This window comes from Desulfofalx alkaliphila DSM 12257, assembly GCF_000711975.1.
In the GTDB taxonomy this organism is placed as follows: Bacteria; Bacillota; Desulfotomaculia; order Desulfotomaculales; family Desulfohalotomaculaceae; genus Desulfofalx; species Desulfofalx alkaliphila.
In genome coordinates this window covers 145,180-158,577 of record NZ_JONT01000001.1, presented here as the reverse complement: position 1 = coordinate 158,577, position 13,398 = coordinate 145,180, and the positions used below count along the sequence as shown (strand labels likewise).

Genomic DNA, 13,398 nt, shown 5'->3' with positions numbered 1-13,398 from the left:
GCATAGGGATCCGGCTCAATAAACTTAAGCATTTCAACATTGACCTGGGGTAAAAAATAAAAAATCATGTCAAAATATTTTATTAGGCCTTCAATACAAAAAGACCCTGACATTTTGCCAGGGCCTTGTCTGTCAAACACAAACCAAATTAACTTAGTTTAAAAATTAATGCTACCGCCGATACCGCCCAATAGTATGGACGAAATAAGCATGAGCCTAAAAGCCTGCCAATAGTTGATTTCTTTAATGCCAAACACATCCGGCATGGTAATATTCCACAAATACACGAGCAAACCGGATAAAATGAGTAAGACCACAACGGCAACTACTAGAGTAATAAAAATACCGCCAATATTTACATCCAACAATCAAACACCCCCTCCGGTATATTTTACCATAAATACTATGCTAAAATATAAAATTAGGGTAAAATATACAGCAATGTTTATTTATCGCAGGTGATTATAATGACTGTATCTAAACCTAACCGCATAGTGGTAGCCATTACCGGAGCAAGCGGGGTGATATATGGGGTTACATTGCTGGAACAATTACAGCGCCTTGAGGTAGAAACTCACTTGATCATCAGCCAATGGGCCGCACGTACCATTGAGCTGGAAGTGGGTATCAGTCCCCATCAGGTTGCTGCCATGGCCGATAAATACTATCAGGAAAATGACCTGGCCGCAGCCATATCCAGCGGTTCATTTCTGCACCGGGGCATGGTTATTTGCCCCTGCAGCATGAAAACCCTTGCATCCATCGCCAACGGTAATGCAGACAATTTAATAACCAGGGCCGCTGACGTCACTCTTAAAGAACAGCGCCGCTTGATACTGGTAACCAGGGAAACGCCCCTGTCTGCCATTCACCTGGAAAACATGCTCAAACTGGCTCGTCTGGGTGTAACCATCATGCCCCCCCTGGTGGCCTTTTACCAGCAGCCCAATAGTCTGCAGCAGTCGGTGCTGCATTTTACCGGAAGGGTAATGGACCTGTTAAATATCCCCAACGATTTGGTAAATCGTTGGGGACAGGACCGGTAGAATGCGGCTTGGCTATGGCCATATCCGCAACTATTTATAGAATTGTGCAGGGGGAAACTGGGAATAGGTTCTAATACATTTGCCCCTGGAACCTTTAAATAGAACTTTATAAAACTGATCAAACTCATCTTTTTTCATACAGATGGGATACTGGGTGTTGGTGAGTACGTTATTGACTATCAGGTTAAAATGAATGTACAGTCTGGTTTCCATTACAATAACGAGGTTATATTCATCCAAGCCAATCACCACACTTTTAATATTGGTGTTTGTAGGTTATTTCTGTTTATTATGTATATGCTTTATACTAGCATAAGTTGCAATTTGTTGCTATGTATGTAAAGGGTATTATAACCACAAAACAACCGATAAACAGAACAGCCCTGCCTAAATGTGGCAGGGTTTATCTTTTACTCGTTATAATAACCAAAGTTCTTAAGGTGTTGGGGGCGATTGCGCCAATCCTTTTTTACCTTTACCCACAGTTGTAAATAAACCCGGGAGCCAAGCAGTTTTTCTATTTCTTGCCGGGCCTGCTGGCCCACCTTTTTCAACATACTACCCCCTTTACCTATTAAAATACCCTTTTGCGATTCACGTTCGGTGTATATGGTTGCTTGCACCGCCACCAGGTTATTAGGCCGTTCCTCCAGATGGTCAATGGCCACCGTCACCGAGTGGGGAATCTCTTCACTGGTTAAGTGTAGCACCTTTTCTCTAATTAATTCAGCCATGATAAAACTCTCCGGCCGGTCGGTAATTACTCCTTCGGGATAGTAGCGGGGGCCTTCGGGCAGGTACTTCAGCAAGACCTCAACCAGCAGGTCAGTGTTTTCTCCCTTTAGTGCCGATACCGGAATGACTTCAGTAAAGGGGTAGAGTCCCCTATACTGATCTATTGCCGGCAGCAGTTCGGCCTTACTAATTAAATCTATTTTGTTTAACACCAAAAATACCGGTGTTTTTAACCCCTCCATTTGTTTTAGGATATATTTATCACCGCTTCCCGGTACAGATGAGGCTTCGGTCATAAACAGCACCACGTCTACCTCTTTAAGAGTGCCCAAGGCCAGGTCTACCAGGTGCTCACCTAGCCGGTGTTTAGGTTTGTGGATGCCAGGCGTGTCTAGAAAAACCACCTGGGCATTTTCCCGGTGCAATACCGAATGAATTTTGTGTCTGGTGGTTTGGGCTTTATCGGACATAATTGCTATTTTTTGCCCAATTACCTGGTTCATCAAGGTCGATTTGCCCACGTTGGTGCGGCCCACCAGGGCAACAAAACCTGACTTAAATGTCAAAATATCCCCCCTAACCCTGCAACAGGTCTTTGTCAAACTGTGCCGGCAGTAATTCACCGGCTGTTGTCTTTATATAATGGCCATCCTTATTGACCATGTATACTTCCATATGCGGTGCAAATTCGATCATTACCTGCCGGCAAGCCCCGCAGGGACTGCAGGGCTGTTCGGTGTTGGCTATCACTGCCAAGGCCTTAAAATCTTTAAAACCGTCTGCCACCGCTTTAAAAATGGCCACCCGTTCGGCACAGCAGGTTAACCCATAGGAAACGTTCTCCACATTGCATCCGTTGTAAACATTGCCTTCCTTGGTAATAAGTGCCGCCCCAACCGGAAAGTTTGAATAGGGTGCATAGGCCCTGTTCATTGCTGCCCTGGCCACGTTAATCAACTTTTCCAGAGGATACACCGATCCCTGTACATCAATCATTTTTTCACCTGTTCCGGCCATCGGTCTCACTCCCACCTTTGGAATATATAAAACAACACCCAGCCCGCAGTTGTCTACTGCCTTAAATAAGGTAAAAACACCACCGCCGCCACTATTAACGAATTTATTGCTGCCACCAGCACCGCGCCTGCGGCCACATCCTTTGCCGCTTTGGCCAGGGGGTGGTATTCTGTGGTCTGTAAATCCACCACCGATTCAATGGCAGTGTTAATTAATTCTGTCACCCACACCAGGGCCACCGCAAAGCTGACGTACAGCCAATGATTTAAGGAAATATTAAACCAAATTCCCGCCGCAGCCACCCCCAGTGTGGCAAGCAGGTGAAATCGCATGTGCGGCTGAGTTTTCAAAGCATAAGCAATACCCTGCAGAGCCCAGCCCAGGCTGCCGGCAAACCGCTTCAACATATACAAATCTACCTTCTTTATAAATTCGGGCGGGTGTGAAAAAGACCTAGCTCTGCCAGTACCGCTTCTTCTTGCTCACGCATTTTTTTTGTGTCTTCTTCGCCTTGGTGGCTATAGCCCAGCAAATGCAATGTGCCGTGTATGGCTAAAAAGGCAATTTCCCGTTCGGGGCTGTGGTTGTACTCTTTGGCCTGGCGCAGGGCGGTATCCACCGAAATGAATATGTCACCCAGCACATGGGCCACCCCTTCTATCATCGGCATCTCTTCCCCTTCATCCATGGCAAAGGATAATACATCGGTGGGCTTGTCCACCTCCCGGTAACGGCTGTTTAACTGTTGAATGTATTGGTCATTTACAAACACCACACTCACTTCACTGCCGCTGCTTTGGTGTAATGCCAGCGCCTTATTTACAACCTTTTCCACTAACTCTCCCCAATCTTGCTGTACCTGAACATTTTCAGGATACTTACTTACGAGAACCGCCACGGCTTGATTTTCTCCTTTCCATTTCCTTCTGCATATCGGGGTATTCTATCCGGCTGTGGAAAATGCCGGACAAGACCCGCAGGAAAGCATTGGCTATGGTATCCAAGTCCTTTAAGGTCAAATCGCACTTATCCAGCTGACCGTCCATCAGTTTATCTTTAATTAATTTCCTCACTAAACCTTCCACTTGCCCGGAAGACGGGTCCTTCATGGCCCGCACTGCCGCCTCCACCGAGTCAGCCAACATTACAATGGCAGCCTCCCTGGACCGGGGTCTGGGGGCATCGTAGCGGAAATCCTCTTCATTGACCGTGTCGGGACGTTCCCCTTCCATGGCCTTGTGGTAAAAGAATTTCACCAAACCATTGCCGTGGTGCTGTTCTATGATATCTATTACCCTCTGGGGAAGCTTATGCTCCCTGGCTAAATCAGCACCGTCCTTCACATGGGAGGTTAAAATCAGGGTGGACAGTGTCGGTGCAATTTTATCGTGGGGGTTATCTGCTGCCATTTGGTTTTCTATAAAAAAGTAGGGCCTTTTAATCTTACCAATATCGTGATACAAGGCCCCCACCCGCACCAGCAGATGGTCGCCCCCCACCGCCTCAGTGGCCGCCTCTGCCAAGTTGCCCACCATTATACTGTGGTGGTAGGTGCCCGGCGCTTCCGTAAGCAGCTGCCGCAGCAGCGGGTTGCTGGGGTTGGCTAACTCCAGTAGTTTAACCGAAGAGGTGATGCCAAAGGTGGACTCTAAATATGGCAGTGCCCCGTTGGTCAACACCGAAGACAGCAAGCCGTTCAGCAAGCCCAATACTACACCGGACAGCAGCAACAACTGCCAATGGGTCTCATCCACCAGGCCGACAATAAATATTGACAGCATCACAGCCACACCGGTAATTAAACCTGCAGTGGCCAGTTCTCCCCGTTGGCTTAGTTTAGAAACACTGTAAACTCCGGTAATACCCCCCAAAAAGGCCACCAGGGTAAAGTTCAATTGCCCTCCGGTCATAATCCCGATAAACAAACTCATCACTGCCACCATCAGTACCGCCAGCCTGGATTCCAACAGTATCGCTATCAGCATTCCGGCAGCGGCAACAGGGGCCAGGTAGCCGAAAAGCTCGCCAAATTGCGGCCAACGGGCCACCTCTATTGCCACCAGCATTTTAGATACCGCCAGCACAATCACGGCCACTAAACCCAGCAGATATAAGTGGTTTATATTGTTGTAAATGTCGCGGTTTTGCTGGCGCAGGTAAAATAAGACTGAGGCCATCATGGCAGCAACTAACAAGGCCATACCCAATAGGGTTATCCACGGGTGCCTGGGTTGCAATAATCCCAAGGCCTGTAGTGCCAAGATTTGCTGCTGGGTTACAATATCTCCCGGAGCAACAATTCTTTGCTGGGCCTTAATCTCCACCTTAACAGGTTCCACTGCCTCAGCGGCCTGGGCTCGAATAGCCTCCGTTTGTAAAGCGTTATAAAACCTATTGGCCTCTGTGAAGTGCTGCACCAGACCCACCGCATATTGTTGATAACTGCGGCTAAAACCATAGCCCGGCACCCGGGCGGTAAGTTCAGCCTTCACATCATCCAACTGCTGCGGAGTGACACCCGACCGCATTCTATCAATAATCAGTGTGGTAATGCTTTCATGCACCAATCTTACATCACTGGGTGAACCGGTGGCCAAATCACCCAGGACCTGACTGTGCAGTTCAAAGGGTATTGCTGCCTGTAATTTGTTTACTTTATCATCTATAGTTAACTCATCATTAAGCTGAATTTGAGTTACTTGACCTGCCAAGTCGTCAATGTCACTCTCTACTGCCATAACCACTTGAGGGTCAACGGTGTAAACGTCATCCACCGCTTCCATGGCCTGTTGTTTTAACTCATCTGTTTTAACAGGATCCACATATTCAGCACTGCGGGGAGCCCTAATTTCGTATGGGGCCACATCTCCCGGATGCAGATTGACTTTGTTAGGAAAAAAGTCAACATAAAGCAATAAGGTAAAGATGGTTAGAAAAAATATAATGGCGCTTCCCCGGCGTATCCTGTGGTGCTTAACTATTAAAGTCAGCCCCTGCATCACAGTCTTACCAAACTTGCCCAAGGGAATCATCGTTTCACTCCCTATCAGCTTTCGCCTGCTCGGCCAGGTCATAAGCTTTAATAATCTCTTGCACTATAGGGTGCCTTACAATATCCGCACCCGCCATATGATGAAATACCAAACCTTTTACATCGCTCAGTTTTCTCTCAGCATCAATTAACCCCGAACGCTGACCTCTGGGCAGGTCTACCTGGGTAATGTCACCGGTAATTACCGCCTTAGAACCAAAACCCAGACGAGTAAGAAACATTTTCATCTGTTCCGGAGTGGTGTTTTGAGCCTCGTCTAAAATAATAAACGAATCGTCCAAGGTACGCCCCCGCATGTAAGCCAGGGGTGCTATTTCAATAATATTCCTTTCCAGGTACTTTTGCGTTACTTCCATGCCCAACACATCATATAACCCGTCGTATAAAGGGCGTAAGTAGGGATCTACCTTTTCTTGCAAATCCCCCGGCAGAAATCCGAGTTTTTCGCCGGCTTCCACAGCGGGCCGGGTTAAAATCAACCGTGAAACACTTTTATTTCTTAGGGCGGCAATGGCAAGGGCCACCGCCAGATAAGTTTTACCTGTGCCGGCAGGGCCAATGCCAAATACAATGTCATGTTTTCTTATGGCATCAATATATCGTTTTTGACCCTGGGTTTTAGGTTTAACCTGCTTGCCCCTGGAGGTGACCACCACCACATCCCGGGCCAAGTCATTTAAAGTCTCTTTGCTGCCCGAACGCACCGCCCGCACAGCATAATTAATTTCATGTAAGGTAATATGGTTGCCGGCGGCAGAGTAAGCCTCCAATTGCTTAATTACCTGCTCGGCTTCACGAACTGAATGGTGAGAACCAATAATAACCAACTGCCCGCCCCTGGCCACTACCTTGACGTCCAACAAATTTTCTATATGTACCAAATTCTCATCATGTCGGCCAAATATCTCAGCAGTGGATCTAAGGTCATTAAGTGTAATTCTAGCTTCCGAATTCTGTTCCAATATGGATATTTACCTCCCTGTGTTGGGTGTTAAGGCTGAAAGGGCCTACTTATCCCAATATCCTCCAGTGCCTCTACAAACACTCTTACCCGCACTAAATTCTCTTGCTGCCCTGTTTCAATGCGTTCCACCCGCTGTTCCATTACTCTGGCATGGTCCGGCAACTGTTCTTTTATTGCTGCCAAAGCATTTTGCTCAGCCAGCCGGTGGGCCTCTGCCCGGGTGCGCTCTTGGCGGTACTCCAGCATTTCCAAGTATTGTACTTTGTTAATTTCGACGGGCACCGAAATATTCCTCCAAGAAGGCATACTTAAAACTTCTTCTTGCATGTCATATTCAGTAAAGGGAATAGTCTTGGGGCCTTTTAAAATTATTTCCTTCCCTGCAATTTTCATACAAACCCGTTCCACTCGACGGCCGGAGGGCTTTACCCCAACCTCTAACATTTGTCCTTCACCATATCCTTCATACCACACCCTGGCCTTTACCATACCTTTAGCCTGTACATAGCGGGGCATTTCCATTGGCAGGGGGGCTTCATCTAAACCGAGGGGGGATGGCAAATCAGGGTTAACTTCAGGTAAAATTTCCCCTGATATAAGTATTTGGCCTTCCGCCACAGTATCTCCTTCCTCCACGGCAGCTTGGCCTTCCAACACCAATATATCTTTCACCAGCCCCGGTTTCTTAGCCACAAGGTGGGCAGGGCCGGCATCAGCACCTTCCGGCATTTTTTTCTCCACCACCTCTATTGTTGCCTTGGTGCCTTTAATATACACCCCTGTCCAGGCAACGGTGGGCAGTTGGTCTTTTATGGCCCGCTCTACCATGGCCGTATCCACATTCCACTTAATTACCCCCGGGGTCAAGCCCCCCTGCTTGGCAGCCAGCAACACTTCCTTTTTAGCTATCTTATCATTGCCGTCAACCTCTATAAACCACACAAAGGAAGACAGCATGTACAACACCAGCAGAAAAACAAATGCACCTAGCACCAGCATTTTACGTTTTTTCATGCGGTCTATTAAGAAAGGTATGCCTTCCCGGGATGTAATTTTAAACCTAGACTGGGTTTCCCGGGCAATGTGCCTCAGGGGCTTAACCCCAGAAAGCCTTACTTTAACCAACACCTTGTCGGCACTTATCCTGGTTATATCCCAAAGGTAAATGCCCCGGCTGGATGCCATATTAATGAATTTTTCCAGCATCTTACCGTTGACCACCAAAGAAACATGTCCGAACAAATAGGACATCAATCTAAAAAGAAACATTTTACACCCACCCCCCATCAAATAGCTAGTTGTTTAAATTTATATTCATTATTTTGCCTTCTACAATAATTTCGTCAGCCATTATGTTTCTAATGGTCAAATTCTTTCCGTTTATACAAATTTCACCTTCACCCACAATTACCCTCACCACTTCGGAAGTGTATTCTACAATACCGCGGTGGTTTTCAATAAAAACTTGCAAGTCTCCCACCAGTACAATCTTGGGCAAGTCCAGCATTACATCGCTGGGAATTTCCAAAAAGTCTGACACCTGCCTTTTGATGCGCTTCCTAAAGTCTTGCCAGGCCATAAAAAAATCCCCTCCTCGGCATAACACTATGCTTTAGGAAGGGAAAAAATTACTAATATTTGCTTTTATAATAGCGCCCATACCTGCCTTTACCAAGGCCGCCGGGAGGGCCCAACACCTCGGACATGATAAAGCCGTTTACAATTAACTCCGGGGTAATTTTGCCCCGCAGTATATCAATTTGCCTTTTGGGAGCTGCCACAGATACCCTTGGTATAGGTTTATGCTCCGGCTTTTCCTCTGTCTCATTTTGCTCCGGTGCCGATTGTCGCTCTATTACCGCCTCCCTTTGGGTTGGCGGCGGCACATTGGCAGTCTCTGGCTGCCCTGGTTTTGGCTCAACCTTCTCCAATAAAATATCCCAATCAAATCTTACGCTCAATTTATCACCTACTCACTTACGTCCGGTCCTAATCCCTTGGCCGGGTCATGGGGGTTACTCTTTTCTGAGCTGCTTTCTGTCATGCGGCCAAAACTGTCACGCATCTCTGTGTCAGCAATGATGTTCTTCATATGATAATAATCCATTACCCCAAGCTTTCCTTCGCGCAGTGCCTCAGACAGCGCCAGCGGTACCTGGGCCTCAGCTTCCACAACCTTAGCACGCATCTCTTCCACCAGGGCCACCATCTCTTGCTCTTTTGCCACCGCCATGGCCCGGCGTTCTTCAGCCTTTGCCTGGGCAATCTTTTTGTCGGCTTCAGCCTGGTCAGTTTGCAAGGTGGCACCGATATTACGGCCCACATCCACATCAGCTATATCAATGGATAATATTTCAAAGGCAGTACCTGCATCCAGCCCTTTATTAAGTACCGTATGGGAAATGGCATCGGGGTTTTCCAGCACTTCCTTGTGATTTGCCATTCCGCCCACTGTGGATACCACACCTTCACCCACACGGGCCAGCACGGTATCTTCCCCGGCACCGCCCACCAAACGATCAATATTGGCCCGCACGGTAACCCGGGCCACCACCTTTACTTCAATACCGTCCTTGGCCACCGCCGACACATTGGGGGTCTCTATTACCTTGGGGTTAACACTCATTTGCACCGCTTCAAACACGTCACGGCCTGCCAAATCAATGGCAGCGGCCCGTTCAAAGGGCAGGTCTATGTTGGCCCGCTCTGCGGCAATTAGTGCATTTACCACCCGGTCAACATTACCGCCGGCCAAGTAGTGGGCCTCTAACTGGTTTACCGTAACATCAAGGCCGGCCTTATAGGCTTTTACCAAGGGATTCATTATTTTAGCCGGCGGCACTCTTCTTAGGCGCATACCCACCAAGGTAATAAGGCCCACCCTAACCCCTGCAGCCAGTGCCGATATCCACAGGCCCACCGGAATAAAACTAAATATAATTGTGATGACAGTAAATATCAAGCCAAATACTATCAAGATAGCTAAAATTTCCACCAAAAAACTCCACCTCCTAGGGATCTCTTGTCTTATTATTCTGCCGGCGGTCTAACCGGCCTCACAATCACCCGCATGCCCTCCACCTTGGTTACCACCAATGGGGTGCCCTGTTCTACGAAACTGCCTTCGGTAACCACGTCTATTCGCTGGCCATCAATTTCTGCCGCCCCGGCCGGGCGCAATTTTGTAAGGGCTTTACCTTCCTTGCCCAGCAAATCTTTAAGCCCCTGCCTGGCAGAGGAGTATGACTGGTCTTGCCGATCCCCCAGGGCCAGTTTATGCCAAAACTTTCGTTTGTGGCCGAACCTGATAATCCACATTATTAGGGCTATGGTGATAAGTAAGCCAATGACCAGGCTCTGTACCGACTGTACTATATCAGTGGAGAGAAGTACCACACCCCAAACTAACAGCAGTACACCGGTCATGCCCGCCACACCGAAACCGGGAAATACCAATATCTCTACCAGCAGCGAAAGCACACCCAATATTAAAGCTAACACCGCCAACCAAACAAATAACTCGGGCAAAGTTATCTCCCCCTTGCACTAGCATTATTTTAATTGGTTTCCATATTTTTATACCTGATCTAAGGTATTTATGCTGCGCAAAAGCGCAGATGTGTGCACCGGTGAGCCTGTATAAACAAAAATGCCTGGCACCTTTTTATTATTGTGCCAGACATTTAGGCTTTTATATTAAATATTAAAATGAACGACGCCGCCTACGAGCTGCATTTTTACGGGCAGCTTCTGATTTTTTCTTGCGCCTGACACTGGGTTTTTCATAGGCTTCATGTTTGCGAGCTTCAGCTAAAACCCCAGCCTTTTGGCAGGTGCGCTTAAAGCGCCGGAGGGCGCTGTCCAGTGTTTCGTTTTTACCCACTCTAACTTCAGCCACTTCTCTTCCCTCCCTCCGACAATCCATCAAACAGAGAGTACCATTTATAAAACATAAAATCATCCTTTATTAAAGAACACTCGTACATTATACATAATTAGCTAGGCCAAGTCAACGTCAAATAAGCCCTTAACCGGGCGGCCAAGCAAAGTATCTGCCACCCACTAGGTGAAAATGGATGTGAAAAACCGTTTGTCCGCCATCATCTTTGCAGTTCGATACCAGCCGATAGCCATTTTCATCTAAACCCTGCTTAGCTGCCAATTCCTTAGCAGTGAGCACTATATGTCCCATCACCTCGGCATCTTCGGGTTGTAAATCGGCCAAGGTAGGAATATGTTTTTTAGGGATAATTAATATATGGGTAGGTGCCACCGGATTGATGTCCTTAAATGCCAGTACAAGTTCATCCTCGTATACAACATCAGCAGGGATTTCCTTGTTTATTATTTTACAAAAAAGGCAGTCTGACATATTGCACCTCCTCCCACGACCGTAAAATTGTTATATGATGGTTTGGGTAATTAGCTTGATTTTATTTAATACTATTTTTTTATTAAATGTTTTTCATTATACAGATATATTCAGGTATTCAACGAAATGTTGATAAATCCTGCTGCTATTGATTTATTTTGCCAAACAATCTTTGTTCATTTGTACCGGTTACCAGCACCTTTACCAGCCGACCTTTGATATTTCCGGGCGCAGAAAATTCCACCCGCAAGTAGGTATCAGTCAACCCTTCCCATTGATCCGGTTTGTCTTTGACCCTTTGTTCTGCCAACACCTCTACAGTTTTGCCCAGGGCTTTGGCCGCATAATTTTCGGCCAGCCGGCAGCCCAATTCAATTAATCTGTAACTGCGCCTTTCCTTATCCTTGGCGTCTACCTGGTTGGGAAAATCCGCCGCCGGGGTACCCCTGCGGGGCGAATACTTAAAGACGTGCATGCCGGAAAAAGCCATCTGCCGGCAGTATTGATAGGTATTTTCAAACATTTCATCGGTTTCGCCGGGAAAACCCACAATTACATCGGTGGTAATGGCTATATGAGGTATTTTCTCCCTAATTTTCCCTATTAATTGTGCAAATTGCCCGGTGTTATACCGGCGCCTCATTGATTTTAACACCTGATCATCCCCGCTTTGCAGGGGAATATGCAGGTGGTTACAAAAAACCTTTGACTGGACCATCACCCTTATCAATTCCGGAGTTATATCGTTAGGCTCCACCGAACTAAGACGCAGGCGAGCCAAGCCGGGCAACTGCACCAGCTCCTTTACCAGCGTTGATAGCTCAGTGCCGTCCTTAAAATCCAAACCATATGCACCGGTGTGAATACCGGTGAGCACTATTTCTTTAAAGCCCCTTTGTACCAGTTCTTTTGATTCTTGTACTATGCTTTCAATCTTACGACTTCTCAAGGGGCCCCTGGCATAGGGAATAATGCAATAGGCACAGTGGTTGTCGCAGCCTTCCTGCACCTTAATAAAGGCCCTGGTTTTACCGCTGTCGGTGGCTGTGGGCATTTCCTGAAACTTCTTCAGTTGAAATATGTCACCTACCACCTTGAGCGGTTGGGGTAATTTTTTTGCCGCCTCTTCCACCAATTGCACTATTTTATTTTTATCCGCCGTTCCCACCACTAAATCTACACCGGGTATTTCTATCACTTCCCCCGGTGATGTTTGGGCATAACAACCGGTTACCACCACCAGTCCGTCAGGGTTTGCTTTTACCGCCCGGCGGATTACTTGGCGGCTTTTGCGGTCGCTTAAATGGGTAACGGTACAGGTGTTGATAATATACACATGGGCCGGCTGATCAATTTCCGTCACTGTGTAGCCGCTGTCCTTAAACATTTGAGCAATGGCCGCTGATTCAGTTTGATTTACCTTGCATCCCAATGTATGTATTGCCACTGTCTTTTGAGACACCTAAATTCCCCCCAGATCACCGTACAGATACATAATCACGCCGGCCATTGTTAAGCCCACCGTTTCAGTGCGCAGTATGCGGGGTCCCAGGGACACTGTTTTGACACCATGCCGGCAGGCCAATTCCACCTCTTCCGGTGCAAAGCCCCCTTCAGGGCCAATGATTATGTAAACATTTTCATGTCCTTGCCGGCGGCTTAGTACTTCCTTTAAAGATGTGGTCCGTTCACCTTCATAGGGCATTAATAGCAGTGCATCCTTAGGTAAACCGGCAAGCATTTGCTGCCATGTGGTGGGCAAATCTACCTGGGGCACCTGTGCACGCCGGCATTGCTTAGCTGCCTCCAAGGCCACCCGTTGCCATCTTTTCCGGCGCTCTGCCCCCTTTTTATCGTCAAGCTTAACCACAGACCGGGTACATTTTAAGGGTATAAAGCGTTTAATGCCCAGCTCGGTACCCTTTTGAATAATGAGTTCGGTTTTATCCCCCTTGGGTAGACATTGCACCAGTGTTATGGCCACCGGCGGTTCGCCGCCGGCATCGGTTTTTTCTAATATTTCACAAATTACCTTGTCTTTAGTATTGACCGAAATGCGCGAAAGGTAACAGTTGCCAACACCGTCAAGGAGGGTAACTTCGTCGCCCTCTTTTAATCTCAACACCTTGTTAATGTGTTTGACATCCGGCCCCACAATAACACCCTGTCTGCCTTTAATGTTATCCGGTTCTACAAAAAACCGCGCCAATGC

18 protein-coding genes are annotated in these 13,398 nt (G+C 47.4%); 1 reads left to right on the top strand and 17 read right to left on the bottom strand.

The window, feature by feature from the left end; translation table 11 throughout:
* Nucleotides 1–158: 158 nt before the first annotated feature.
* Nucleotides 159–368, bottom strand: coding sequence for a hypothetical protein (locus tag BR02_RS0100815; RefSeq protein WP_084170872.1), 210 nt, complete (start codon nucleotides 366–368; stop codon nucleotides 159–161).
* A gap of 99 nt (nucleotides 369–467) precedes the next feature.
* Between BR02_RS0100815 and BR02_RS0100810 the strand changes: the two genes are divergently transcribed.
* Complete coding sequence (locus BR02_RS0100810) at nucleotides 468–1,046, top strand: UbiX family flavin prenyltransferase (RefSeq protein WP_031513277.1); 579 nt, start codon at nucleotides 468–470, stop codon at nucleotides 1,044–1,046.
* A gap of 30 nt (nucleotides 1,047–1,076) precedes the next feature.
* Here BR02_RS0100810 and BR02_RS15575 read toward each other — a convergent pair whose 3' ends face one another.
* From BR02_RS15575 to BR02_RS0100730, 16 genes are all read right to left on the bottom strand, one after another.
* Nucleotides 1,077–1,259: a hypothetical protein gene (locus tag BR02_RS15575; RefSeq protein ID WP_238442370.1), complete on the bottom strand. Its 183-nt coding sequence runs from the start codon at nucleotides 1,257–1,259 to the stop codon at nucleotides 1,077–1,079.
* A 197-nt stretch (nucleotides 1,260–1,456) separates the two neighbouring features.
* On the bottom strand, nucleotides 1,457–2,347 hold the full coding sequence (gene era, locus BR02_RS0100800; protein ID WP_238442369.1) for a GTPase Era: 891 nt from the start codon (nucleotides 2,345–2,347) through the stop codon (nucleotides 1,457–1,459).
* 10 nt (nucleotides 2,348–2,357) lie between these two features.
* Complete coding sequence (cdd, locus tag BR02_RS0100795) at nucleotides 2,358–2,798, bottom strand: cytidine deaminase (protein WP_238442368.1); 441 nt, start codon at nucleotides 2,796–2,798, stop codon at nucleotides 2,358–2,360.
* A 53-nt stretch (nucleotides 2,799–2,851) separates the two neighbouring features.
* Nucleotides 2,852–3,205, bottom strand: a complete 354-nt coding sequence (locus BR02_RS0100790) for a diacylglycerol kinase family protein (protein WP_031513270.1) — start codon at nucleotides 3,203–3,205, stop codon at nucleotides 2,852–2,854.
* A 17-nt stretch (nucleotides 3,206–3,222) separates the two neighbouring features.
* Nucleotides 3,223–3,696 (bottom strand): rRNA maturation RNase YbeY, encoded by a 474-nt coding sequence (gene ybeY / locus BR02_RS0100785; protein WP_031513612.1) that lies wholly within the window; start codon nucleotides 3,694–3,696, stop codon nucleotides 3,223–3,225.
* Nucleotides 3,677–5,830: an HD family phosphohydrolase gene (locus BR02_RS0100780; protein WP_031513268.1), complete on the bottom strand. Its 2,154-nt coding sequence runs from the start codon at nucleotides 5,828–5,830 to the stop codon at nucleotides 3,677–3,679. The genes ybeY and BR02_RS0100780 overlap by 20 nt, the downstream gene beginning before the upstream one ends.
* A gap of 4 nt (nucleotides 5,831–5,834) precedes the next feature.
* Complete coding sequence (locus tag BR02_RS0100775; protein WP_031513266.1) at nucleotides 5,835–6,812, bottom strand: PhoH family protein; 978 nt, start codon at nucleotides 6,810–6,812, stop codon at nucleotides 5,835–5,837.
* 29 nt (nucleotides 6,813–6,841) lie between these two features.
* Nucleotides 6,842–8,083 (bottom strand): sporulation protein YqfD, encoded by a 1,242-nt coding sequence (yqfD, locus tag BR02_RS0100770; RefSeq protein WP_031513264.1) that lies wholly within the window; start codon nucleotides 8,081–8,083, stop codon nucleotides 6,842–6,844.
* A gap of 25 nt (nucleotides 8,084–8,108) precedes the next feature.
* The gene (gene yqfC / locus BR02_RS0100765) at nucleotides 8,109–8,393 is read right to left on the bottom strand and encodes a sporulation protein YqfC (RefSeq protein WP_031513262.1); all 285 of its coding nucleotides are present in this window, start codon (nucleotides 8,391–8,393) and stop codon (nucleotides 8,109–8,111) included.
* 52 nt (nucleotides 8,394–8,445) lie between these two features.
* On the bottom strand, nucleotides 8,446–8,775 hold the full coding sequence (locus BR02_RS0100760) for a hypothetical protein (protein WP_031513260.1): 330 nt from the start codon (nucleotides 8,773–8,775) through the stop codon (nucleotides 8,446–8,448).
* Between the two features lie 8 nt (nucleotides 8,776–8,783).
* Nucleotides 8,784–9,812: a flotillin-like protein FloA gene (floA, locus tag BR02_RS0100755; protein WP_051688044.1), complete on the bottom strand. Its 1,029-nt coding sequence runs from the start codon at nucleotides 9,810–9,812 to the stop codon at nucleotides 8,784–8,786.
* Between the two features lie 32 nt (nucleotides 9,813–9,844).
* Entirely contained in the window at nucleotides 9,845–10,342 is a 498-nt protein-coding gene (locus tag BR02_RS0100750) for an NfeD family protein (protein ID WP_238442367.1), read from the bottom strand.
* A 175-nt stretch (nucleotides 10,343–10,517) separates the two neighbouring features.
* The gene (rpsU, locus tag BR02_RS0100745; protein ID WP_031513255.1) at nucleotides 10,518–10,712 is read right to left on the bottom strand and encodes a 30S ribosomal protein S21; all 195 of its coding nucleotides are present in this window, start codon (nucleotides 10,710–10,712) and stop codon (nucleotides 10,518–10,520) included.
* Between the two features lie 129 nt (nucleotides 10,713–10,841).
* Nucleotides 10,842–11,186, bottom strand: a complete 345-nt coding sequence (locus BR02_RS0100740; protein WP_031513253.1) for a histidine triad nucleotide-binding protein — start codon at nucleotides 11,184–11,186, stop codon at nucleotides 10,842–10,844.
* A gap of 145 nt (nucleotides 11,187–11,331) precedes the next feature.
* On the bottom strand, nucleotides 11,332–12,648 hold the full coding sequence (gene mtaB, locus BR02_RS0100735) for a tRNA (N(6)-L-threonylcarbamoyladenosine(37)-C(2))-methylthiotransferase MtaB (RefSeq protein WP_034638598.1): 1,317 nt from the start codon (nucleotides 12,646–12,648) through the stop codon (nucleotides 11,332–11,334).
* Complete coding sequence (locus BR02_RS0100730; RefSeq protein WP_031513249.1) at nucleotides 12,649–13,395, bottom strand: 16S rRNA (uracil(1498)-N(3))-methyltransferase; 747 nt, start codon at nucleotides 13,393–13,395, stop codon at nucleotides 12,649–12,651.
* Nucleotides 13,396–13,398: the final 3 nt, after the last annotated feature.

Bases quoted from the DNA above. Each gene is read 5' to 3' on its own strand.
- BR02_RS0100810 (WP_031513277.1), top strand. From the start codon at position 468: ATGACTGTATCTAAACCTAACCGCATAGTGGTAGCCATTACCGGAGCA.
- BR02_RS15575 (WP_238442370.1), bottom strand. From the start codon at position 1,259: ATGGAAACCAGACTGTACATTCATTTTAACCTGATAGTCAATAACGTA.
- cdd (WP_238442368.1), bottom strand. From the start codon at position 2,798: ATGGCCGGAACAGGTGAAAAAATGATTGATGTACAGGGATCGGTGTAT.
- BR02_RS0100790 (WP_031513270.1), bottom strand. From the start codon at position 3,205: ATGTTGAAGCGGTTTGCCGGCAGCCTGGGCTGGGCTCTGCAGGGTATT.
- BR02_RS0100780 (WP_031513268.1), bottom strand. From the start codon at position 5,830: ATGATTCCCTTGGGCAAGTTTGGTAAGACTGTGATGCAGGGGCTGACT.
- yqfD (WP_031513264.1), bottom strand. From the start codon at position 8,083: ATGTTTCTTTTTAGATTGATGTCCTATTTGTTCGGACATGTTTCTTTG.
- yqfC (WP_031513262.1), bottom strand. From the start codon at position 8,393: ATGGCCTGGCAAGACTTTAGGAAGCGCATCAAAAGGCAGGTGTCAGAC.
- BR02_RS0100740 (WP_031513253.1), bottom strand. From the start codon at position 11,186: ATGTCAGACTGCCTTTTTTGTAAAATAATAAACAAGGAAATCCCTGCT.